Genomic DNA, 20,921 nt, shown 5'->3' with positions numbered 1-20,921 from the left:
GCGTTACCTGGGTCCGCCGGCCATGCGCTCAAGGCGCGCGATGCGTTCGGTCATGGGCGGGTGTGTGGAGAACATGCGGGCCAGCCCTTCGCCTCGGCGGAACGGATTGGCGATCATCATATGACTGGCGGTCTCCAGCTGGGGTTCCGGACGCAACGGCCGTCGCTGGGTGCCGGCCTCCAGCTTGCGCAGCGCGCTGGCCAGGGCCAGCGGATCGCCGGTGAGCTGGGCGCCGGAGGCGTCCGCCTGGTACTCGCGGGAACGGCTGACCGCGAGCTGGATCAGCGAGGCGGCGATCGGGCCGAGGAGCATCACGAGCAGCATGCCCACGATGCCGGGCCCCTCGTCGTCGTCGCGGCCGATGGGCAGGAACCAGGCGAAGTTCACCAGGAACATGATCACCGAGGCCATGGCGCCGGCGACCGACGAGATCAGGATGTCCCGGTTGTAGACGTGGCTGAGCTCGTGGCCGATGACGCCGCGGAGCTCGCGCGGTTCGAGCAGGGTGAGGATGCCCTGGGTGCAGCAGACCGCGGCGTTGCGCGGGTTCCGGCCGGTGGCGAACGCGTTCGGCGCCTCGGTCGGCGAGATGTAGAGACGGGGCATGGGCTGCCTGGCCAGGCCGGCGAGCTCGCGCACCATGCGGTACAGCTCGGGCGCCTCGAACTCGCTGACCGGCCGGGCCCGCATGGCGCGGAGCGCGAGACGGTCGCTGTTCCAGTACGCGTAGCCGTTGGTGGCGAGGGCGATGACCAGGGCGACGATCAGCCCGGCGCGGCCGAAGAAGCTGCCGATGAGCAGGATCAACGCGGACATGCCGCCGAGCAGGGCGGCGGTTCGCAGTCCGTTGTGCCGGCGGTGCACGGTGGCCCTCCAGATTGCGCGGCGTGGGGGAGTCCGGGCGTTCCGGATGTCGGAGTTTCTCCACCAACAGTGGACACTCCCGAAGTGCACAACGCCATACGGCGGAAATCCGTTCCCCCGGCGGCGCCGCCCAGTGCGTCCGGCCTCCGGCCGGGGAACCGGTCAGAGCGCGCGGCAACGGGGGGCGGGGAAGGCCCGGAGAAGGGTCAGAGGAAGGTGCCGGAGGCGAAGGTGAGGATGAGCTGCGGGGCTCCGGAGAGCACGATGCCGGCGCCCGCGGCCAGGGCGATGGCGCCGGCCAGGGGCAGCGTCAACGGCCGCGCGACCGCCTCCGGCGCGACCGCCTCCGGCGCGCCGGCCGGGAGCGCGACCGTCTCCGGCGCGCCGGCTGTCACCGCGCCTGCGGGCACCGGGTCGCCGGAGTCGCCGGCGGGGGTCGTGGCGCTGGCAGCCGCCGGGCCAGGGGTCTCGGCGCCTGCGGGCACCGCGCCGCCGGAGTCGCCCGCCGGGGTCGTGGCGTGGGCAGCCGCCGGGCCAGGAGTCTCGGCGCCTGCGGGCACCGGGTCGCCGGAGTCGCCCGCCGGGGTCGTGGCGTGGGCAGCCGCTCCGGCCTGGGCCGGTGTGGGGTCGGCCGCCGGGCGGAAGAGGGTCGCGGTCCAGCGCAGGTAGTAGTAGAGGGCGATCGCGACGTTGGCCGCCATCACCACCGCGAGCACGCCGAGGCCGGCGTCCACCGCCGTGGAGAAGACCGCGACCTTGGCGAACAGGCCGATCACGCCGGGCGGCAGCCCGGCCAGGCAGAGCAGGAAGAAGCCCATGGCCAGCGCGGCCAGCGGCTGCCGGGCGTACAGCCCCCGGTAGTCCGCGATCCGGTGGCCGGCGCGCGCCCGGTCCACGTGCGCCGCGACGGCGAAGGCGCCGAGGTTGACCGCGCCGTACATCAGGGCGTACGCGACGGTGGTGCCGATCGCGGCGGAGACCGCCTCGGCGTCGCCCTCGTCGGCGTAGGCCGCGGCGGCGAGCGGTACCAGCAGGTAGCCGGCCTGGCCGATGGAGGACCAGGCCAGCAGCCGGATCGCGCTGTGCGGCGCGTCCGGCACGGTGCGCAGCGCGGCGACGTTGCCGGCGGTCATGGTGAGGCCGGCGAGCACGGCCACGACCGGGCCCCACAGCTCGGTGTAGTCGCGGAAGGCGACGACGGTCACCAGGATCAGCCCGGCCAGCCCCGCGGTCTTGCCGACGACCGAGAGGTAGCCGGCGACCGGCAGCGGCGCGCCCAGGTAGGTCTCGGGCACCCAGAAGTGGAACGGCACGGCGGCGACCTTGAACGCGAAGCCGACCAGCGTCAGCGCCACCCCGGCCTCGATCAGCGTCGCCAGTCGCGGATCGGCGTCCGGCAGGGCGGCGGCGATGCCTTCGAGGTGGAGGGTGCCGGCGCCGGCGTAGACGAAGCTGATGCCGAGCAGCCCGACGGCGGTGGCGGTGACCGAGGTGAGGAAGAACTTCACCGCGGCCTCCGGACCCGCACGCCCCTCGCGGCGCAACGCGACCAGGGCGTACGCCGGGAGCGTGGCCACCTCCAGGGCGATGACCAGGGTGGCCAGGTCGCGGGCGGCGGGCAGCAGCGCCGCGCCGGAGGCCGAGGACAGCAGCAGGAACCAGAACTCGCCCGCCGGCAGCGAACCGCCGGTCTCCTCGTCGTCGCCCTCGTGCACCTCGGGGAAGGACAGCAGGGCGGCCAGGAAGGCGCCGCCGAGCACCAGCAGTTGGACGATGACGGCGAAGCGGTCCGCGGCGTACGAGCAGTCGCCGCCGGCCAGGCAGAACGTGGCCCGGTCGCCGTCCCGCAACGGCAGCAGCGACAGCGCGGCCAGCGCCAGGCCGGCCAGCGCCAGCCAGCCGAGCAGCCGGCGGCGCGCGGGTGGTAGGAAGAGGTCGACCAGCATCACCGCGGCGGCGGCCGCGGCGGCGATGGTCGGCGGCGCGATGACCGCCCAGTCCACGCTCTGGATGCCGGTCGCGCCGGCGGCACCCCCGGCGCCCACGGTCAGATTCATCTGGCGACTCCCGGCAGGAGGCTCTGCACGGCGGGATCTGTCAGGTCGAGCAGCACCGCCGGCCACAGCCCGGCCAGCACGGTGAGCGCGACCAGCGGGCCGAACGCCGCGTACTCGTACACCCGCAGGTCCGGCAGGTGCGGCGGTGGCTCGGACGGGACGTCGCCCATGCACACGCGGCGGACGACCAGCAGCAGGTACCCGGCGGTCAGCAGGGTGCCGAACGCGGCCACGACCAGGAAGACGAGGTACGCGGGCCGGCTGAGCCCGTCCGCCGGCTGGTAGGCGCCGAGCAGGGCCAGCAGCTCGCCCCAGAAGCCGGCCAGCCCGGGCAGCCCGAGCGAGGCCACCGCGGCGAACGCGATCAGGCCGCCGAACCGCGGCGTCCTGCCGTACAGCCCGGCGCCGCCGGCGGCCCCGGCGAGGCCGTCCAGGTCGGTGGACCCGGTGCGCTCCTTCAGGGCGCCGACCAGGAAGAACAGCAGGCCGGTGATGAGCCCGTGGGCGATGTTGGCGAACAGCGCGCCGTTGACGCCGGTCGGGGTCAGGGTGGCGATGCCCAGCAGCACGAAGCCCATGTGGCCGACCGAGGAGTAGGCGATGAGCCGCTTGAGGTCGCCGCCCGCGCCCTCCCTGACCAGCGCCAGGCAGGCCAGCGACCCGTAGACGATGCCGGTCACGGCGAACGCGCCGAGGTACGGGGCGAGGGTCTCCATGCCGTCGGGCGTCATCGGCAGCGCGATGCGCACCAGCCCGTAGGTGCCCATCTTCAGCAGCACCCCGGCCAGCAGCACCGAGCCCACGGTCGGGGCGGCGGTGTGGGCGTCCGGCAGCCAGCTGTGCAGCGGCCACATCGGGGTCTTCACCGCGAGGCCGATGCCGATGGCGAGCACCGCGAGCAGCTGCGTGGTGTGCCCGAGCCCGGCGCCGTGCGCCTCGGCCAGCTCCACCATGTCGAACGTGCCGGCGCCGAGCCCGACCAGCAGCAGGCCGAGCAGCATGACGACCGAGCCGAGCACCGTGTACAGCACGAACTTCCAGGCCGCCGGGCCGCGCCCCGCGCCGCCGAAGCGGGCGATCAGGAAGTACATCGGGACGAGCACCGTCTCGAAGGCCAGGAAGAAGAGCATCAGGTCGAGCACGGCGAAGGTGGCGAGCGTGCCGCACTCCAGCAGCAGCAGGAACGCGACGAACGCCCGCGCGTCCCCCTCGGGCGGGCGGACGTAGCTGTAGAGCGCGCAGAGGAACGTCAGCAGCGCGGTGAGCACCAGCAGCGGCAGCGAGATGCCGTCCACGCCGAGGTGCAGCCGGATGTCCAGCGCCGGGATCCAGCTGACGTCGCTCTCCGCCTGGATGGCGCCCGGCCGGTCGTAGTCGAAGGCGGCGGCCAGCACCAGGGTGGCGACGAGGACGGCGCCGGTGACGGTGACGCCGTGCCGCAGCACGGCCCGGTCGCGGTCGCCGCCCGCCCCGAGGCCGGGCGGCGGGGGCAGCAGCGCGGCGCCGGAGCCGAGCAGCGGCAGCACGACGACGGCGACGAGCAGCAGCTGGAGCGTGGTGTCGTTCAGCGTGATCATCGCGGGGTCACCCTCCGGCTGCGACGAGGACGGCGGCGAGGGCCAGCACCAGCGAGCCGGTGACGAGCACGCTCAGATAGCTCTGCACGTTGCCGGTCTGGGCGCGGCGGGTGACGGCGCCGAGCCAGCCGGGCGCGGCGGCCGAGGCGCGCACGTACGCGTCGATGACGGCCCGGTCGAGGAAGCGCACCAGCCGGGCGGCGGCCCGCACGGGCCGGACGAACGCGGCCGCGTAGAGGGCGTCGAGGTGGAAGCCGACGACGGCGTGCCGGTGCAGCGGGCCCAGCAGCGCCGGGCCCGGATCTATCAGCCGGTCGCTCTCGTAGGCGCGGCGCCAGGCGGCGTACGCGGCGATGCCGCCGACCAGGGCGACGCCGGTGGCCAGCACCGAGGTGGTCAGCGTCGGCGCCAGCGAGCCGCCGTCGAACCAGTCGGGCAGCACCCCGTACGCCAGGCCGAGCAGCAGCGAGGGCAGCGCCAGCAGCCACAGCATCGCGATCATCACCGGGCTGGCGCCCTCCCCGGTGGGCACCGGGTCGGTACGGGCGCCGACCGGGTCGTGGAACGCGACCAGCCACAGCCGGGCGGCGTAGGCGGCGGTGAGCAGGGCGGTGACGAGGCCGGCGACCAGCACGATCCAGCCGGCCGCGACCGGCGCCACGGCGGCCTCGGCGCCGTGGCCGGCCTCCTCGAGGGCGGCGTGCTCGGCCGCGCCGATCACCGCCTCCTTCGAGAAGAAGCCGGAGAACGGCGGGATCGCGGCGAGCGCCAGCAGGCCGATGGTCATCGTCCAGAATGCGTCGGGCGCCTTCTCCTTCAGCCCGCGCAGCCGGGCCATCGCGGCCAGCGAGCCGGTGCCCGCGGTGTGGATCAGCACCCCGGCGCCGAGGAACAGCAGCGCCTTGAACGCGCCGTGGGTGAGCAGGTGGAAGACGGCGGCCTCGCGGTCGGCGACGGCCAGCGCGCCGCTCATGAAGCCGAGCTGGCCGATGGTCGAGTACGCGAGCACCCGTTTGACGTCGTCCTGGGCGAGGGCGGCGAGCGCCGAACCGAGCATGGTGACCGCGGCCATGACGGCGAGCACCACCAGCGCGGCCGTGGAGGCCACGAAGACGGGCAACAGCCGGGCGACCAGGTACACGCCGGCGGCGACCATGGTCGCGGCGTGGATCAGCGCGGAGACCGGGGTGGGGCCGGCCATCGCGTCCGGCAGCCAGGTGTGCAGCGGCACCTGCGCCGACTTGCCGGCCACGCCGCCCAGCAACAGCAGCGCGACCAGCGTCGGCTGCTCCAGTTCGAAGGAGGACAGCGAGGAGGTCAGCCGGGTGACGATCGTGGAGATGCGGAACGTGCCCGCGTCTGCGGCCAGCACCAGGATGCCGATCAGGAACGGCACGTCGCCCAGCTTGGTGACCAGGAACGCCTTGAGGGAGGCGGCGCGGGCGGCGGAGGTCTCCCAGTAGTGGCCGACCAGGAAGTAGGAGCAGATGCCCATCACCTCCCAGCCGACCAGCAGCACGATCAGGTCGTCGGCGTAGACGACCAGCAGCATCGCCGCCGTGAAGAGGGAGATCAGCGCCGCGTAGGAGGGGTAGCGCGCGTCGCCGCGCATGTAGCCGGTGGAGTAGAGCTGCACGCAGGAGGCGACGACGGCCACCAGGACGGCGACCAGCACCGCGAAGCCGTCGAGGTGGAGGGCGAGGCTGATGGTGAACTGGGCGTCACCGGGGTCGGCGAGTGTGGTGGCGGCGCGGATCGGCTCCTCGCCGCCCTGCCGGACGGCGACGAGGACGGCGAGTCCGGCGGCGCCGAGGGTGGGCAGCACGGCCAGCGGGCGGACGAATCCTGGGGCGCGGCGGCCGGTCAGCAGGATCGCCGCGGCGGCGAGGAACGGCAGCAGCGGGACGAGGGCGGCGGCGGTGGAGGTGTTCACGTGGTGGTGTTCTCCCGGCGGGCGGGTTCCGGGTCGGTGGGGACGGCGGACGCGGTGGGGGCGGCGGACGCGGTGGGGGCGGCGGTCGGCTCAGCGGGTGCCGTGGGGTCGGAGTCGCCGTCCAGGGCGCGCATCCGGTCGACGGCGGAGACGCCGCTGTTGCGGTACAGCAGCAGCACCAGCGCCAGGCCGATGCCGATCTCGGCGGCGGACAGGGCGATGAGGAAGAGGGTGAAGACCTGCCCGGAGTGCAGGGTGTCGCGCAGCCAGACGTCGAACGCCACGAGGTTGAGGCTGACGGCGGCGAGCATCAACTCCACCGACATCAGCACCAGGATGGTGTTGCGCCGGGCCAACACCCCGTACAGGCCGGTGCAGAACAGCAGCGCGGCCAGCACGGCCGGGTAGACGAGGTGCATCAGCCATCCCCCCGATCGTCCCGGGCGCGCGACACGACGATCGCGCCGACCAGCGCGGCCAGCAGCAGCACGGACAGCGCCTCGAACGGCAGCACCCAGGTGCGGAACAGGCTCTCCCCCACCGGCCCCGACGCGCCGTGCGGGGTGTCCAGGTCGATCCACTGCCCGCGGAACGCGTCCACGACCAGGGTGACCAACGTCGCGGCGGCGGCCAGGGCGACGCCGAACGCCACCGGGCGGTTGGCCGAGTCGGCGTCCGGCGAGGGGCCGATGGGCGCCTTCGTCAGCATCAGGCCGAAGAGCAGCAGCACCACGACCGAGCCGAGGTAGATCAGCACCTGCACCCAGGCCACGAACTCGGCGGTGAGCAGCAGGTACTGGACAGCGAGCCCGCCCAGCGCGACCACCAGGTAGAGCGCCGCGTGCACCAGCTGCCGGCTGGTGACGCAGAGCACGGCGGCGCCCAGCACAACCACGCCGACCAGCACGAAGACGATCTCCTGGCCCGAGGGCGACAGGAAGCCGTGGGTCTCGTCGGCGGCGAGGATCACGACGGCTCCTCCCCCGGGCGCTCGGCGGCCTGTTCGGCGGCCAGCCGCTCCGCGGCCTTCTGCGCGGCGGCGACCTCCTTGGGCTCCTCGGCGGCGAGGTCGAGCGGCGGCGGCTCCGGCACGGTCCACATCCACTCGCGGAGCCGGTCCCGTTCGTGGGTCAACTCCCGGATGTCGGTCTCCGCGTACTCGAACTCGGGCGACCAGAACAGCGCGTCGAACGGGCAGGCCTCGATGCAGATGCCGCAGTACATGCAGAGCGCGAAGTCGATGGCGAACCGGTCGAGCACGTTCCGGCTGCGCTCCCGCCCGCCGGGGGTGGCGGGCGGCACGGTCTCCTTGTGCGAGTCGATGTAGATGCACCAGTCGGGGCACTCGCGGGCGCAGAGCATGCAGACCGTGCAGTTCTCCTCGAACAGCCCGATCACGCCGCGGCTGCGCGGCGGCAGCGCGGGCTGCGTCTCCGGGTACTGCTGGGTGACCGCGCGCCGGGTCATGGTGCGCAACGTGACCGCGAGCCCCTTGGCCAGCCCGGTGCCGAAACTCACGAGATCACCACCTTGATCACGCCCGTGAGCGCGATCTGCGCCAGGGCCAGCGGGACGAGCACGGTCCAGGCGAACCGCTGGATCTGGTCGGCGCGCAACCGTGGCCAGGCCACCCGCGCCCAGATCACCAGGAAGCAGAGCAGGCCGGTCTTCAGCAACATCCACAGCCAGCCGAGCTGGTCGGAGTAGGGGCCGTGCCAGCCGCCGAGGAACAGCACGGCGGTGAGCGCCGAGACCACCACGATGCCGGCGTACTCGGCCAGCAGGAACAGCGCGAAGCGCAGGCCCGAGTACTCGGTGAACGCGCCGAAGATGATCTCCTCGGGCGCGATCGGGGCGTCGAACGGCGGGCGCTGCAGCTCGGCCATGCCGGCGGTGAAGAAAACGAAGCCGCCGACGAGCTGCCAGGGCACCCACCACCACTCGTAGCCGTCCAGGATGCCGGTGAGGCTGAGCGTGCCGGCGGCCATGGCCACGGAGGCGGCGGACAGCAGCAGCGGCAGCTCGTACGCCATCAGCTGGGCGGCGGTGCGCAGGCCGCCGAGCAGCGAGTACTTGTTGGCCGAGGCCCAGCCGCCCATGAGCGAGCCGAGCACGCCGACGCCGAGCACGGCGAGCACGAAGAAGATCCCGGCGTCGATGCTCTCGCCGACCAGCTCGTCGGGGCCGAGCGGGATGGCGATCAGCACGATCAGGTACGGAATGAGGGCGACGGCGGGCGCGAGCTGGAAGACCCGCCGGTCGGCGCCGGCCGGGACGGTGTCCTCCTTCTGCACGAACTTCACGCCGTCGGCGACGAGCTGGGCCCAGCCGTGGAAGCCGCCGGCGTGCATCGGGCCGACCCGGCCCTGCATGTGGGCCATCGCCTTGTGCTCGATCTGCCCGACGAGCAGGGGCAGGATCAGGAAGGCGAGCAGCACGGCGAGCAGCCGCACCGCCACGTCGAACGCGTCCATCAGCCCCCGCCCTCGCCGCTCTCGCCGCCGTTGGCGGCGTCCGAGCCGCCGTCGGTGTCGGTCTCGTCGTCGGCCTCACGCCCGGCCCGGGGCCCACCCCGGGGCTGCCGCCCCGGCCCGGCGCCCTCGCCGCGCGGGGCGGCCCCGGCAGGACCGGGACGGTCCTCCGTCGAGGGCGCGACCGGGCCGCGCGCGTCATCGCTGGCCGGCGACGTTCCGGGTTCGCCGGGCGCCACCGGCGGCTCGTCGAGGCCCGGGGCCCCGGCGGGACCCGGGCGGTCCTCGGCCGGGGCGGAGTCCTCCACACCGGGTGGGGGCGTTACGGGTCCGTGCGCGTCGTCGTTCGCGGCGTCGCCGGGGCGATCGTCCGGCGTCGCCTCCTCGCTGCGCGCGGCCGACCCAGCCGGACCGGGACGGTCCTCCGCGGGCGCCGAGCCCGCCGCGCCCGGCGGGGGCGTTACGGGTCCGGCGTCGCCGGGGTGAACGTCCGGCGCGCCCGGCGGCTCATCGGAACCGGCGGAACCGGGACGGCCCTCCGCCGGGGCGGAGCCCTTCGCGCCCGGCGGGGGTGTGACCGGGGGTTGCCAGGGGGTGTCGGCGGCGCGGCGGCCGGCGGCGGTCCCCGGGGGCCGGCCGCGGCCGGGCGACTCGCCGGAGGCCGGGGCGGCGCCGTCGCCGCCGGAGCGGGCCCGGCGGGTCGGGCGCTCGTCCGGGGTCTCGCCCGGCGCAGCAGACTCGCGCTGGCTCGCGGAACCCTCGCTCGCCGAGCGGGCCCGGCGGGTCGGGCGCTCGTCCGGGGTCTCGCCCGGCGCAGCCGAGTCGCGTTGGCTGGCCGAGCCCTCGCTCGCCGAGCGGGTGCGGCGGGTCGGGCGGTCACCTCGGTCAGCGGCTCCTCGGGCGCGGGCCGGGCGGGCCGGGGCGTCGGGGAGCTGGCCCTTGAGCGGGCCCCATTCGTTGGGGTCCGGGACGCCCGGGGGCAGCATCTGGCGGCGCCTGGGGCCACCGTGCGCCGACTCGCCCGGCTCCTTCGCGCCCGGCCACGCCTTCACCACCCGGGCCGCCAGGACGAAGTCCTTCCGCAGCGGATGGCCCTCGAAGGTGTCCGGGAGCAGCAGCGGCGTGAGCCCCGGATGGCCGGGGAAGTCGATGCCGAACATCTCGTGCGTCTCCCGCTCGTGCCAGGCGGCCCCGGGGTACACCCCGGTCGCCGTGGGCACCGCGGCGCCCGCGTGCGGGAGCGTGGTGCGCAGCAGCAGCGTGCGCGGCGGGGCGCCGAGCGCCACCACGTGGGCGCAGACCTGGAACCCCGTGCCGGGCTCGTCCACCGCGCTGAGCCAGTCGAAGTAGGAGCAGCCGAGCTCGTCCCGGGCGGCCAGCAGGGCTCGCGGCCAGCGCTCGGCGTCGTCGGAGACGGGCACGTCGACGGTCAGCAGCCCGTACGACTCCGTGGCCTCCGCGCCCTCCCCGAAGAGATCCGCCGCGTCGCGCGGCAGCCAGCCCACCCCCGTCACCGGCCGCCCTCCTCGGGGGTGGCCGCCGGGGCCACCAGGCCGCTGGTCAGCGCCGCCGGGGAGGCGCCCGCGGGCGGCGCGTACCGGCCGGCGGTGGACTCCTCCGCGATCTTCTGCTGGAGCTTGAGGATGCCCTGGAGCAGCGCCTCGGGGCGGGGCGGGCAGCCCGGCACGTAGACGTCGACGGGGATGATCTGGTCGACGCCCTTGGTGACCGAGTACGAGTCCCAGTACGGGCCGCCGCAGTTGGAGCAGGCGCCGAAGGAGATCACGTACTTCGGCTCCGGCATCTGCTCGTACAGCCGCTTCACGGCCGGCGCCATCTTGTCCGTGACCGTCCCCGAGACCACCATCAGGTCGGCCTGCCGGGGCCCGGGTGCGAACGGGATCACGCCGAGCCTGATGAAGTCGTGCCGTGCCATGGACGCCGCGATGAACTCGATCGCGCAGCAGGCGAGCCCGAAGTTGAAGACCCAGAGGCTGTAGCGGCGACCCCAGTTGAGGATCACCTTCATCGGCTCGGGGGCCAGCCGGGCCAGCGGCCCCAGCCGCGACCCCGTCGGCTTCAGGTCCATGTCAGGACGCCCTTCCGCCAGGCGTACAGCAGCCCCGCGCTGAGGAAGCCGAGGAAGACGAACATCTCCACGAGGGTGACCGCGCCGAAGCCGTCGGCGGCGAAGATCGTCGCCCAGGGGAAGAGGAAGACCGAGTCGACGGCGAAGATCACGTACAGGAACGCGTACACGTAGTACCGCACCTGGGTGTGGGCCCAGCCCTCACCGACCGGGTCGACGCCGCACTCGTAGGTCAGCAGCTTCTCCCGGCTCGGCACCGCGGGCCGCAGCAGCCGCCCCGCCGTGAACGCCACCGTGACGAAGAGCACGCCGACGACCGCGACCAGACCGACGACCGCGTAGCCGTGGAAGTAGTCGGGCACGTTCGGACCTCCGGCGGATGATCCGTGTAGGGGGACTCCGGTGAACTGTCAGGAGGGGAGTCTAGGGGGTGCCGGGCCGCTTGTGACCAGTGCGTTGCGGCCCCCGCTCACGCGAACCCCGACCACGCGTTCGGGGCGACGGGTGGGGTGACCGGCGCGGCGGCGGACGGCCGGCGGCCGGGTCGGTGGCCGGGGTGCGTGCCGGGGTGGGGATATCCCCCCCACGTGTTCACCGATCCACCCCCTGGCAGTCGCCCTCCGCGCCCGGCACGCTGGGTGCCATGACCAGCACTGTCGCCGCGCCCGACGCCCGCGAACCGGAGAGGCTTCCGCCGCCCCGGTCCGCGTTGGGCGCCCAGACCTGGCGGGAGATCGGCTATCTGCTGAGCAGCTTCCCGCTGGACGTCGTCGCCTTCGTCTACGTCCTGGCCTGGATCTACTCGGGCGTGCTGCTGTCCATCACGGTGGTCGGGCTGCCGATCCTGGCGCTCGGGCTGGTCGGCTGCCGCCGGCTGGGCGCCTGGGAGCGGTCCCGGGCCAGGTCCCTGCTGCGGCTGCGCATCGACGAGCCGAGTCGGCTGCCGGTGCGCCGGGGTGCCGGCTTCTTCGCCTGGCTGTGGAGCAGCCTGCGCGACCCGGTGGGGTGGCGCACCGCGCTGTTCTTCGTGGTGCGGCTGCCCTGGACGCTGGTGGCCTTCGTCGTGACGCTGGCCGGGCTGTTCGTCGTCTGGCCGCTGCTGCCCTGGCTGGTCCGCTGGATCAGCCACGTGGACCGGGCGCTGGTGCGGGCGCTGCTGTCCCCGTCCGACGCGTTGGAGCGGCGGATCGCGGAGCTGGAGTCGGACCGGATGACGGTCACCGACACGGCCAGCGCCGACCTGCGGCGGATCGAGCGGGACCTGCACGACGGCGCCCAGGCCCGGCTGGTCGCCCTGGCCATGGACCTGGGCCTGGCCAAGGAGAAGCTCACCGAGGACCCCGAGGCCGCCGCCAGGATGGTCGACGAGGCACACGGCGAGGTCAAGCTCGCCCTCCAGGAGCTCCGCGACCTCGCCCGCGGCATCCACCCCGCCGTCCTCACCGACCGCGGACTCGGCCCCGCGCTCTCCTCCCTCGCCGGCCGCTGCACCGTGCCCGTCACGGTGACCGCCGACCTGGCCGAGCGGCCCGCGCCCGCCATCGAGGGCATCGCCTACTTCACGGCGTCGGAACTGCTGCAGAACGTCAGCAAGCACAGCGGCGCCCGCCAGGCGAGCGCCGAGATCTGGCGGTCGCAGGACCGGCTGATGCTCCAGGTCACCGACGACGGGCACGGCGGCGCCGACCCCGCGACCGGCAGCGGCCTGTCCGGTCTCGCCGAACGCCTCGCCGCCGTGGACGGCCTGCTCGCCGTCCACTCCCCCGAGGGCGGCCCCACCACCATCACCGCCGAGCTCCCGTGGCGGGAGCGCACCGGCACACGAGAAGGATCACGCCGATGAGCGGCACGCTGAGCACCCACCGGAGCGACACCATGACCGGTCTCACGACTCCCACGGCCCCGGACGCCGCCGAGCGCGGCAGCCGGCTGCGGAACGCGCTGCTGCTGCCGTTCCGCGCCCGCACCCTGCGGGAGGGCCTGCACCTGCTGCTGAACTTCCCCGTCGCGCTCGCGGCGTTCGTCACCGCGGTGACCGGACTGGCGGTGAGCGCCGGGCTGTTGATCACCTTCGTCGGGCTGCCGTTGATGGGGCTGGTGCTGCTCTGCCTGCGCGGCTTCGGCCGGCTGGAGCGGGCGCGCGCCCGGAGCCTGCTGCGGATGGAGATCGCGGAGCCGGAGCCGCTGCGGCTGCGCGGCGAGCGCACCGGGCCCATGGCCTGGATGGGTGCGATGCTGCGGAGCAACGTCTCCTGGCGGGCGGTGGCGTACGCGCTTCTGGGCTTCCCGTGGGGCGTCTTCACCTTCTGCGTGGTGCTGGTGCTGTGGTCGGCCGGCTGGTCGATGCTGACGTTCCCGCTGTGGTTCTGGATCGTCCCGGCGTCCACGGACGAGCCCGGCGTGGGCATCAACCCCGGCGCGGAGGAGGGCGAGTGGTCCTGGGTCTGGGACGGCCCGCTGGAGGTGGTCATGGCCGTGGTGCTGGGTGCCCTGCTGCTGATGCTCGCCAGCGTGCTGATCCGGTTCCTGGCGCACGGCGACCGGGCGCTGGTGTCGCTGCTGCTGGGTCCCTCGGCGGCGGCCACCCGGATGTGGCAGCTGGAGTCGGACCGGTCGCAGGTGGTGGACGCCTCGGCGGAGGACCTGAGGCGGATCGAGCGGGACCTGCACGACGGCGCCCAGGCCCGGCTGGTCGCCCTGGCCATGGACCTGGGCCTGGCCAAGGAGAAGCTCACCGAGGACCCCGAGGCCGCCGCCAGGATGGTCGACGAGGCACACGGCGAGGTCAAGCTCGCCCTCCAGGAGCTCCGCGACCTCGCCCGCGGCATCCACCCCGCCGTCCTCACCGACCGCGGACTCGGCCCCGCGCTCTCCTCCCTCGCCGGCCGCTGCACCGTGCCCGTCACGGTGGATGTGGAGCTGGACTGGCGGCCGGCCGAGGCGATCGAGGGCATCGCCTACTTCACGGCGTCGGAACTGCTGCAGAACGTCAGCAAGCACAGCGGCGCCCGTCGGGCCTCCGTGGACATCTGGCGGTCGCAGGACCGGCTGATGCTCCAGGTCACCGACGACGGCCGCGGCGGCGCCGACCCGGCCAGCGGCAGCGGCCTGTCCGGCCTCGCCGAACGCCTCGCCGCCGTGGACGGCCTGCTCGCCGTCCACTCCCCCGAGGGCGGCCCCACCACCATCACCGCCGCCCTGCCCTGGCGCGACCGGGTGGCCGCCCGGCGCTGAGCGCCCTTCCGAAGTCTCCTCACCCAGGCTCCTCGCCGCCCCGCGGCGGGGAGCCTGGGTGAGATGCTGAACGCCGACACGGGGCATCCCCCCAACGCCGTATCTGGCGAAACGAACGGAGTCGAGGACGTGCGGGTAGTCATCGCCGAGGATTCGGTGCTGCTCCGGGAGGGGCTGACCCGGCTGTTGAACGACCGGGGCCACGAGGTGGTCGCCGGGGTCGGGGACGGGGACGCGCTGATCGCGGCGGTGCGCGAGCTGGCGGACGGCGGGGCCGCGCCCGACGTGGTGGTGGCCGACGTGCGGATGCCGCCGACGCACACCGACGAGGGCGTACGGGCGGCGGTCCGGCTGCGGCAGCGCTACCCGGACCTGGGCGTGCTGGTGCTGTCGCAGTACGTGGAGGAGCAGTACGCCACGGAGCTGATCGCCGGATCCAGCCGGGGCGTGGGGTACCTGCTGAAGGACCGGGTCGCCGACGTGAGCGAGTTCGTCCAGGCCGTGGCCCGGGTGGCGGAGGGCGGCACCGCGCTCGATCCCGAGGTGGTGGCGCAACTGCTGGGGCGCAGCCGGAAACAGGACGTGTTGGCGGGGCTTACTCCGCGGGAAAGAGAAGTCCTAGGACTAATGGCGGAGGGCCGCACGAACTCCGCTATCGCCCAGCAGCTCGTGGTGAGTCACGGTGCCGTCGAAAAACACGTGAGCAACATCTTTATGAAGCTCGGCTTGGCACAGAGTGACACAGATCACCGGCGAGTTCTGGCAGTTCTGACCTACCTCAATTCCTAGCGACTGGGTCAGCCTGTACTCAGGACCCTGGGGCGGTGGGACGGTCGGGACTTCGAGGGGGGCCTTTGGACGGTTGTCGGGACGCCGGCGGAGCACGGCGGGGGTGGGGCGGACGGCCCCGCGCCGACGCGCGTAGCCCGCGTCCATCATGTGATCACCTTCGGGAAGGCACCCCTTACCCGCGTACGATGGCTGACAAGAGCCGCCTCGAAGGAGGGCTACAGCAGTGACCACTGAGGTCAACCAGGCGAGCCGGGACAGCAAGGACGTCAGGCGTCTCGACCGGGTGATCATCCGGTTCGCTGGTGATTCCGGAGACGGGATGCAGCTCACGGGGGACCGTTTCACCTCGGAGACGGCCTCGTTCGGAAATGATCTGTCGACGCTTCCCAACTTCCCCGCGGAAATCCGCGCCCCCGCTGGCACGCTGCCCGGCGTGTCATCGTTCCAGGTGCATTTCGCGGATCATGACATCCTCACCCCGGGTGACGCCCCGAATGTGCTGGTGGCGATGAATCCGGCCGCTTTGAAGGCGAATGTTCCTGACCTGCCGCGCGGCGCGGAGATCATCGTCAACACCGACGAGTTCTCGACCCGGGCGATGGCCAAGGTCGGGTACGCCGAGAACCCGATGACGGACGGCTCGCTGGACGGGTACAGCGTGCACGAGGTGCCACTGACCACGCTCACCGTCGAGGCGCTCAAGGAGTACGGCCTGACCCGCAAGGAGGCGGGCCGCAGCAAGAACATGTTCGCCCTCGGGCTGCTGTCGTGGATGTACCACCGGCCCACCGAGGGCACCGAGGCGTTCCTGCGCAGCAAGTTCGCGAAGCGCCCCGAGCTGGCCGAGGCGAACATCACCGCCTTCCGCGCCGGATGGAACTTCGGCGAGACCACCGAGGACTTCGCCGTCTCCTACGAGGTCGCGCCGGCCACGTCGGCGTTCCCCGCCGGCACCTACCGCAACATCTCGGGCAACCTCGCGCTGGCGTACGGCCTGATCGCCGCCGCGCGGTGCGCGGACCTGCCGCTGTTCCTCGGCTCGTACCCCATCACGCCGGCGTCCGACATCCTGCACGAGCTGTCCAAGCACAAGAACTTCGGCGTGCGCACCTTCCAGGCCGAGGACGAGATCGCCGGCATCGGCGCGGCCCTGGGCGCGGCGTTCGGCGGGGCGCTGGGCATCACCACCACCTCGGGGCCCGGCGTGGCGCTGAAGTCGGAGACCATCGGCCTCGCGGTCTCGCTGGAGCTGCCGCTGCTGATCATCGACATCCAGCGCGGCGGCCCGTCCACCGGTCTGCCCACCAAGACCGAGCAGGCCGACCTGCTCCAGGCGATGTACGGGCGGAACGGCGAGGCGCCCGTACCGATCGTCGCCCCGGCCACCCCGGGCGACTGCTTCACCGCGGCGCTGGACGCGACGCGCATCGCGCTGGCGTACCGCACTCCCGTCTTCCTGCTGTCCGACGGGTACCTGGCCAACGGCTCGGAGCCGTGGCGGATCCCGGAGCTGGACGAGCTGCCCGACCTCCGGGTGCAGTTCGCCACCGGGCCCAACCACGAACTGGCCGACGGCACCGAGGTCTTCTGGCCGTACAAGCGCGACGAGCGGACCCTGGCCCGGCCCTGGGCGGTCCCCGGCACGCCGGGCCTGGAGCACCGCATCGGCGGCATCGAGAAGCAGGACGGCACCGGGAACATCAGCTACGACCCGGCCAACCACGACCACATGGTGCGCACCCGACAGGCCAAGGTGGACGGCATCGCGGTGCCGGACGTGGTGGTGGACGACCCCAGCGGTCCGCCCGGCGAGGGCGCAAAGCTGCTGGTCCTCGGCTGGGGCTCGACGTACGGACCCATCACCGCCGCCGTCCGGCGCATCCGCCGGGACGGCGGCCAGATCGCCCAGACCCACCTGCGCAACCTCAGCCCGCTCCCCGGCAACCTCGGGGACGTGTTGCGCGCCTACGACCGGGTCGTGCTGCCCGAGATGAACCTCGGCCAGCTCGCCATGCTGCTCCGGGCGAAGTACCTGGTCGACGTCAGGTCGGTGACCCAGGTCACCGGTCTGCCCTTCAAGGCAGAGCAGCTCGCGTCCGCTTTCAAGGAGGCCCTCGACCATGACCACTGAGGCACCCACCCAGCCCTCAGCCGCGTCACCCACCCCGTCACCCACCCCCACACCCGGTGTGGGGCGCACCGCGCTGGCGCTCGTGCCGACCGCCGAGACCCGCCAGACCGCGAAGGACTTCAAGACGGACCAGGAGGTCCGCTGGTGCCCGGGCTGCGGCGACTACGCCGTGCTCGCCGCCGTCCAGGGCTTCATGCCCGAGCTCGGCCTGGCCAGGGAGAACATCGTCTTCATCTCCGGCATCGGCTGCTCCTCGCGGTTCCCGTACTACATGAACACCTACGGGATGCACTCGATCCACGGGCGCGCTCCGGCGATCGCCACCGGCCTGGCCGCCGCCCGCCGCGACCTGTCGGTCTGGGTGGTCACCGGCGACGGCGACGCGCTGTCCATCGGCGGTAACCACCTGATCCACGCGCTGCGGCGCAACGTGAATCTCAAGATCCTGCTGTTCAACAACCGGATCTACGGTCTGACCAAGGGCCAGTACTCGCCCACCTCGGAGACCGGCAAGATCACCAAGTCCACGCCGATGGGCTCGCTCGACACCCCGTTCAACCCGGTGTCGCTGGCGCTGGGCGCGGAGGCGTCGTTCGTCGCCAGGACCGTGGACTCCGACCGCAAGCACCTCACCAGCGTGCTGCGCGCCGCCGCGGACCATCCAGGATCGGCGCTCGTGGAGATCTACCAGAACTGCAACATCTTCAACGACGGCGCCTTCGAGGCGCTGAAGGACAAGCAGCAGGCGCAGGAGGCGGTGATCCGGCTGGAGCACGGGCAGCCGATCCGCTTCGGTGCCCCGTTCGCCGAGGAGGACGGCGGCGACGGGCTCGGGCGCCGGGGCGTGGTCCGCGATCCGGTCAGCGGTGAGCTGCGGGTGGTGGACGTCACCACGGAGGGCACGCACGGCGTGCTGACCCACGACGCCCACGCCGACTCCCCCGCCACCGCCTTCGCGCTGTCCCGGCTGGCCGACCCGCAGACCCTGCACCGCACCCCGATCGGCGTGCTGCGCTCGGTCGAGCGGCCGGTCTACGAGGAGCGGATGGCCGAGCAGTTGGAGGCCGCGGTGGAGCGGCACGGCAAGGGCGACCTGGCCGCGCTGCTGACCGGGCACGACACCTGGACCGTCGCCGGCTGAGGGCCACGCCCACGGGCTGTCAGGACCGTCACGCCGTAACGGGAATGACAGCCCGGCCGCCCGGCGCTACCGTCATGACGGGGTTGGCGTGGACATGGGAGGCAGTGGTGGGCGCAGCGGCGAGCCGGGCGGGCCTGGTGTACGGACTCGCGGCCTTCGGCATGTGGGGCCTGCTCCCGCTCTACTGGCACGAGTTGGAGGACACGGGCCCGTGGCAGCTGCTCGCCCACCGGATGCTCTGGTCGCTCCCCACCGCGCTGGTGATCCTGGCGCTGGTCCGCAGCTGGTCCTGGATACGCCCGCTGCTGCGCCAGCCGAAGCAGCTCGCGCTGCTCGCCCTGTCCGCCTCGTTGATCACCGTCAACTGGGGCGGCTTCATCTGGGCGGTGGCGAACGACCGCACGCTTGAGGCGTCGCTCGGATACTTCATCAACCCGCTGATCAGCATCGCCATCGGCGTGCTGCTGCTGCGGGAACGGCTGCGCCGCGCGCAGTGGGTGGCGGTCGGCATCGGCGCGCTCGCCGTGGTGGTGATGTCGGTGGCCTACGGGCAGGTGCCCTGGCTGGCGCTCGCCCTCAGCTTCAGCTTCGGGACCTACGGACTGGTCAAGAAGAAGACCGGCCTCGACGGCGTCGCGGGCTTCAGCGCCGACGCCGCGCTGCACTTCCTGCCGGCGCTCGGCTTCCTGCTGCTGTTCCCCGGCGACGGCGGAATCGCCGGGGGCGCCGGCCTCTTCGGGGACGGCGTCGGTCACACGCTGCTGCTGGTCGTCAGCGGTCCCATCACCGCGCTGCCGTTGATCCTCTTCGGCGCCGCAGCGGTCCGGGTGCCGCTGTCCACGCTCGGGCTGATGCAGTACCTGGCGCCGAGCTTCATGTTCCTGCTCGGCATCTTCGTCTTCCACGAGGAGATGCCGCCGGAGCGGCTGGCCGGCTTCCTGCTGGTCTGGGCCGCCCTCTCGGTGCTGACCTGGGACGCCCTGCGCGCCGCCCGCCGCGACCGCGCCCGCCGATCCGGGCCGGTGGCCCGGAGCACGCCGGCTGAGCGGGACACGGCCGCGGCCACGCGGTCAGCTGCGCGGAAACCCTGAGGTGTCGAGCGGCAACGGCCGCCCGTCCCGCCGCCGCAACTCGACCGTCTCACCGAAGGGCAGGACCTGCTCGCTCTTGTAGTCCTCGCGCCCCGGCTCGGTGAGCAGCGTGCAGCGGCCCTGAAGCGGATCGATGATCAGGTACGTCGGGATGCCGGCGTGGGCGTACTTCTGGCGCTTGACCTCGTAGTCGTTCCTGATGGAGCTGGGTGAGACGATCTCGACGGCGATGTCCACGTCGAGGAACACGTAGCGGCCTGTCTCCCCACGCTCGGCCGTGTCATCGAGGAAGGTGACGTCCGGCGCCGGAGTGTTCCGATAGCCCGGGAACTCTATCGGCACATCGGTCTTGAACTTGGTGCCCTCGCCCAGAAGCTGTACCGCCTGTTGCACCACGGCCCAGGTGATGTCGGAATGCTCCTCGTTCTGCGGCGTCAAGACGATCTGCCCCTCGATGACCTCGACCTTGTAGCCCTCGGGGAACTCGGTGTGCTCGATGGTCCACCAGATGTCATCCAGAACGGTCACCGCTGGCCTCCATCGTCTCGGGCTGTGTCTTCACGATACCCGGACGAACAGGGCGTGAGCCGCCCTCCGCGCGGCGCCGGGACCGCCCCCGCGCGCGAGTCCGGGAGACGGCCACGCCGGCCAGGCAGAGGAGGCCGCCGAGCATGGTGAGGGCGCCGGGGACCTCGTCGAGCAGGAGCCAGGAGAGCACGATCACCACGCCGGGTGCCGCGTAGGTGGTGGCGCCCATCCGGCCCGCCGTGGTGCGGGAGAGCGCGTAGGCCCAGGTGCTGAACGCCAGGGCGGTCGGGAAGACGCCGAGGTAGGCGACGTTCAGGGTGGCGCCCCAGGGCGCGTCCTGGACCTCGGTGACGAGCTGCCAGGAGAACGGCAGGCAGGCGAGCGTGCCGACCAGGCAGCCGAACGTCGTCACCTGCACCGGCGAGGCGTGCGCCAGCGCCGGCTTCTGGCTGACCACGGCCACCGCGTAGGAGACGGCGGCGATCAGGCACAGCCCGACGCCGAGCAGCGACGCGGCGCCCTCGTCGGACATGGACAGGCCGACCACCACGGCCCCGACGAACGACACCGCCATGCCGGCGAGCAGTCGCGGCGGGAAGCCCTCCTTCAGGAACCACCCGCCGAGCAGCGCCATCAGGATCGGCCCGACGTTCACGATCATGGCGGCGGTGCCGGCGTCCACCTCCTGCTCGCCCCAGTTCAGCGCGACCATGTAGCCGCCGAACCACAGCACGCCGGTGACGAGCACCCCCGGCCAGGCCCCGCGCGGCGGCAGCAGCGGACGCCCGCGCCGCTGCACCAGCAGCACGGCGACCAGCACCGCGGAGCCGGTGAGCAGCCGGCCGAGCGCCAGCGCCCCGGGCGAGAAGTGGTCGGCCGCGCTCCGGATCGAGACGAAGGCCGACGCCCACAGCACCACCGTGACCGAGGCGGCGGCGACCGCCCAACCGTCAACTCTTGCTTCGCTATCACCCATAGAACTCTTCAGCACTGCAACACCGTACGCGTGTTCC

General features: G+C 73.0%; 19 protein-coding genes. 6 read left to right on the top strand and 13 right to left on the bottom strand.

What is annotated here, in order from left to right:
• Nucleotides 1-3: 3 nt before the first annotated feature.
• The 11 genes from htpX to ABGB06_RS35890 all read right to left on the bottom strand — a co-directional run bounded on the left by htpX (nucleotide 4) and on the right by ABGB06_RS35890 (nucleotide 11,353).
• Nucleotides 4-864, bottom strand: a complete 861-nt coding sequence (htpX, locus tag ABGB06_RS35940; RefSeq protein ID WP_347598602.1) for a zinc metalloprotease HtpX — start codon at nucleotides 862-864, stop codon at nucleotides 4-6.
• A 206-nt stretch (nucleotides 865-1,070) separates the two neighbouring features.
• Entirely contained in the window at nucleotides 1,071-2,921 is a 1,851-nt protein-coding gene (locus ABGB06_RS35935; RefSeq protein ID WP_347598599.1) for an NADH-quinone oxidoreductase subunit N, read from the bottom strand.
• Nucleotides 2,918-4,498, bottom strand: a complete 1,581-nt coding sequence (locus ABGB06_RS35930; RefSeq protein WP_347598596.1) for an NADH-quinone oxidoreductase subunit M — start codon at nucleotides 4,496-4,498, stop codon at nucleotides 2,918-2,920. Before ABGB06_RS35930 ends, ABGB06_RS35935 begins: the two co-directional genes overlap by 4 nt.
• A gap of 7 nt (nucleotides 4,499-4,505) precedes the next feature.
• Nucleotides 4,506-6,431, bottom strand: a complete 1,926-nt coding sequence (locus ABGB06_RS35925) for an NADH-quinone oxidoreductase subunit L (RefSeq protein ID WP_347598593.1) — start codon at nucleotides 6,429-6,431, stop codon at nucleotides 4,506-4,508.
• A complete protein-coding gene (gene nuoK / locus ABGB06_RS35920; protein ID WP_347598590.1) occupies nucleotides 6,428-6,850 on the bottom strand; it encodes an NADH-quinone oxidoreductase subunit NuoK in 423 nt (140 codons plus the stop codon). The genes ABGB06_RS35925 and nuoK overlap by 4 nt, the downstream gene beginning before the upstream one ends.
• Nucleotides 6,850-7,398 (bottom strand): NADH-quinone oxidoreductase subunit J, encoded by a 549-nt coding sequence (locus tag ABGB06_RS35915; RefSeq protein ID WP_347598649.1) that lies wholly within the window; start codon nucleotides 7,396-7,398, stop codon nucleotides 6,850-6,852. Before ABGB06_RS35915 ends, nuoK begins: the two co-directional genes overlap by 1 nt.
• Nucleotides 7,398-7,898, bottom strand: a complete 501-nt coding sequence (locus ABGB06_RS35910) for a 4Fe-4S binding protein (RefSeq protein WP_347598646.1) — start codon at nucleotides 7,896-7,898, stop codon at nucleotides 7,398-7,400. The genes ABGB06_RS35915 and ABGB06_RS35910 overlap by 1 nt, the downstream gene beginning before the upstream one ends.
• Nucleotides 7,899-7,945: 47 nt before the next feature.
• Nucleotides 7,946-8,908: a complex I subunit 1 family protein gene (locus tag ABGB06_RS35905; RefSeq protein WP_347598643.1), complete on the bottom strand. Its 963-nt coding sequence runs from the start codon at nucleotides 8,906-8,908 to the stop codon at nucleotides 7,946-7,948.
• On the bottom strand, nucleotides 8,905-10,416 hold the full coding sequence (locus tag ABGB06_RS35900; protein WP_347598588.1) for an NADH-quinone oxidoreductase subunit C: 1,512 nt from the start codon (nucleotides 10,414-10,416) through the stop codon (nucleotides 8,905-8,907). The genes ABGB06_RS35905 and ABGB06_RS35900 overlap by 4 nt, the downstream gene beginning before the upstream one ends.
• Entirely contained in the window at nucleotides 10,413-10,991 is a 579-nt protein-coding gene (locus tag ABGB06_RS35895; RefSeq protein WP_347598585.1) for an NADH-quinone oxidoreductase subunit B family protein, read from the bottom strand. Before ABGB06_RS35895 ends, ABGB06_RS35900 begins: the two co-directional genes overlap by 4 nt.
• Entirely contained in the window at nucleotides 10,982-11,353 is a 372-nt protein-coding gene (locus ABGB06_RS35890; RefSeq protein WP_347598582.1) for an NADH-quinone oxidoreductase subunit A, read from the bottom strand. The genes ABGB06_RS35895 and ABGB06_RS35890 overlap by 10 nt, the downstream gene beginning before the upstream one ends.
• Before the next feature lie 281 nt (nucleotides 11,354-11,634).
• On the opposite strand from ABGB06_RS35890, the gene ABGB06_RS35885 reads away from it, so the two are divergent.
• From ABGB06_RS35885 to rarD, 6 genes are all read left to right on the top strand, one after another.
• Nucleotides 11,635-12,834: a sensor domain-containing protein gene (locus ABGB06_RS35885; protein WP_347598580.1), complete on the top strand. Its 1,200-nt coding sequence runs from the start codon at nucleotides 11,635-11,637 to the stop codon at nucleotides 12,832-12,834.
• The gene (locus tag ABGB06_RS35880) at nucleotides 12,831-14,225 is read left to right on the top strand and encodes a sensor domain-containing protein (RefSeq protein WP_347598577.1); all 1,395 of its coding nucleotides are present in this window, start codon (nucleotides 12,831-12,833) and stop codon (nucleotides 14,223-14,225) included. Before ABGB06_RS35885 ends, ABGB06_RS35880 begins: the two co-directional genes overlap by 4 nt.
• A 129-nt stretch (nucleotides 14,226-14,354) precedes the next feature.
• On the top strand, nucleotides 14,355-15,014 hold the full coding sequence (locus tag ABGB06_RS35875; protein WP_347598640.1) for a response regulator transcription factor: 660 nt from the start codon (nucleotides 14,355-14,357) through the stop codon (nucleotides 15,012-15,014).
• 226 nt (nucleotides 15,015-15,240) lie between these two features.
• Nucleotides 15,241-17,148: a 2-oxoacid:acceptor oxidoreductase subunit alpha gene (locus ABGB06_RS35870; protein WP_347598574.1), complete on the top strand. Its 1,908-nt coding sequence runs from the start codon at nucleotides 15,241-15,243 to the stop codon at nucleotides 17,146-17,148.
• Nucleotides 17,138-18,289, top strand: a complete 1,152-nt coding sequence (locus ABGB06_RS35865; protein ID WP_347598571.1) for a 2-oxoacid:ferredoxin oxidoreductase subunit beta — start codon at nucleotides 17,138-17,140, stop codon at nucleotides 18,287-18,289. Before ABGB06_RS35870 ends, ABGB06_RS35865 begins: the two co-directional genes overlap by 11 nt.
• A gap of 74 nt (nucleotides 18,290-18,363) precedes the next feature.
• Nucleotides 18,364-19,380 (top strand): EamA family transporter RarD, encoded by a 1,017-nt coding sequence (gene rarD, locus ABGB06_RS35860; protein ID WP_347598568.1) that lies wholly within the window; start codon nucleotides 18,364-18,366, stop codon nucleotides 19,378-19,380.
• Here the strand turns inward: rarD and ABGB06_RS35855 are convergent.
• Together ABGB06_RS35855 and ABGB06_RS35850 are read right to left on the bottom strand one after the other, a co-directional pair.
• Nucleotides 19,360-19,908, bottom strand: a complete 549-nt coding sequence (locus tag ABGB06_RS35855; RefSeq protein WP_347598565.1) for a Uma2 family endonuclease — start codon at nucleotides 19,906-19,908, stop codon at nucleotides 19,360-19,362. The genes rarD and ABGB06_RS35855 overlap by 21 nt on opposite strands.
• Nucleotides 19,892-20,884 carry a DMT family transporter gene (locus ABGB06_RS35850; RefSeq protein WP_347598562.1) on the bottom strand — a complete coding sequence of 331 codons (993 nt, stop codon included), beginning with the start codon at nucleotides 20,882-20,884 and terminating at the stop codon, nucleotides 19,892-19,894. The genes ABGB06_RS35855 and ABGB06_RS35850 overlap by 17 nt, the downstream gene beginning before the upstream one ends.
• Between the last annotated feature and the right edge of the window lie 37 nt (nucleotides 20,885-20,921).

Source organism: Streptomyces sp. B6B3 (genome assembly GCF_039871525.1).
Lineage (GTDB): Bacteria > Actinomycetota > Actinomycetes > Streptomycetales > Streptomycetaceae > Streptomyces.
The sequence above is the reverse complement of the archived record's forward strand: the minus strand, read 5'-3'. Positions and strand labels throughout refer to the sequence as shown.